The organism is Clostridium luticellarii (genome assembly GCF_002995845.1).
GTDB classification, from domain to species: domain Bacteria; phylum Bacillota; class Clostridia; order Clostridiales; family Clostridiaceae; genus Clostridium_B; species Clostridium_B luticellarii.
The window spans coordinates 1-1516 of record NZ_PVXP01000149.1; the positions used below are offsets into that span (position 1 = coordinate 1).

1 protein-coding gene is annotated in these 1516 nt (G+C 30.3%); it reads left to right on the forward strand.

Annotated elements, in window-relative coordinates:
• The first annotated feature begins 123 nt into the window (after positions 1-123).
• Entirely contained in the window at positions 124-1512 is a 1389-nt protein-coding gene (locus CLLU_RS18450; protein WP_106011212.1) for an IS4 family transposase, read from the forward strand.
• Positions 1513-1516: the final 4 nt, after the last annotated feature.

Sequence of the window (1516 nt, forward strand, 5' to 3'; positions counted from 1 at the left end):
CTCAACTTTCGCACATTAAAATAAAGGCGGAAGCCTGAATTTTTAAGATATAAAGCAAAGAAACATTCCTTTTGGTATAATAGAATTGTCAAAAACACCATACCAAGGAAAGGAATGTTTCTTATGAATTCTATTATATCAAACCATAGCGAGGATAAAAAGTTTAACTTTACAATAAATAATTTTTTTAAGATTAATAAACTAGGTCATATACTTAAGCAATGCAATTTTCGTAAAGAAAAAGGATTTTCTTGTATTAAGATTTTTAAATTTATCTTTATGCTTGTTTTTTCAGGCAAAAATTTATTCAGAACTCTTGATACAGGAAAAACATTGGAGTTTTCAAAGGACGTAGTATATAGATTTCTTAATTCTCCGAATTTTAATTGGAGAAAGTTTTTACTTATGCTCTCTTCATCTATAATAACAAATATTCTAAAACCACTTACCTCAGATGATAGAGTAAATGTTCTTATAGTAGATGATTCTCTTTACAGTAGAAACAGAAGTAAATCTGTTGAGTTACTTGCAAGGGTTCGTGACCACGTTGAAAACAAATATGTCAAAGGCTTTCGTTTGTTAACTCTTGGATGGTCTGATGGAAATACTTTTTTACCACTTGCTTTTACTCTTCTTTCATCTGCAAAAGAGAAAAATAGACTATGCCCTGAAAATCAGACTTTAGACAAAAGGACTAATGGTTCTAAACTCCGTAAGGAGGCTGTTTTAAAGTCTCCTGATGCAATGCTTAAGTTAATAAAGAGAGCGGTAGAAATTGGTATTCCAGCTTCTTATGTTCTCTTTGACAGTTGGTTTACTTATCCTAAGACTCTAATACAAATTTTAAATCTTAAACTTCATACTATCGCCATGGTCAAGGCTATGCCCAAAGTTTACTATGATTATGATGGCAAAAAGTTAAATCTTAAATCTCTATATTCCTCTGTTAAAAAAAGAAGAGGAAAAGCTAAAATTTTATCTTCAATAATTGTTGGTATAGGTACTGATAAAGATGGTAATAAAATCGAATCTAAAATAGTTTTTGTACGTGATAGAAATAGAAGTAGGCAATGGCTTGCCATTATATCTACTGATACTTCTCTATCTGACGATGAAATCATAAGAATCTACGGAAAACGTTGGGACATTGAAGTCTTTTTCAAAATGAATAAATCATTTTTAAAACTTGGTAAAGAATTTCAATGTCGTTCTTATGATTCTATGGTAGCACATACTACTATAGTCTTTACAAGGTATATCATGCTATCTTTAGAAAATCGTAATAGCAAAGATTTACGTACTGTAGGTGGATTTTTTTATCAGTGCTGCGATGAACTTCAAGATATCCAACTTTGTGAAGCATTGCAAATTATAATATCTACTCTAAAAGATATATTAAAAGAAAAAGTTTTACTTTCAAAAGAGATTATTGACCTCATAATCGATAGTTTTATTAAGGCTTTGCCTTGTTATATCAAGGAAAAGCTATCGCTTTTCTCCTGCGAAAGTTGAGTTA

Coding starts and splice junctions, on each gene's coding strand:
- CLLU_RS18450 (WP_106011212.1), top strand. CDS start 124: ATGAATTCTATTATATCAAACCATAGCGAGGATAAAAAGTTTAACTTT.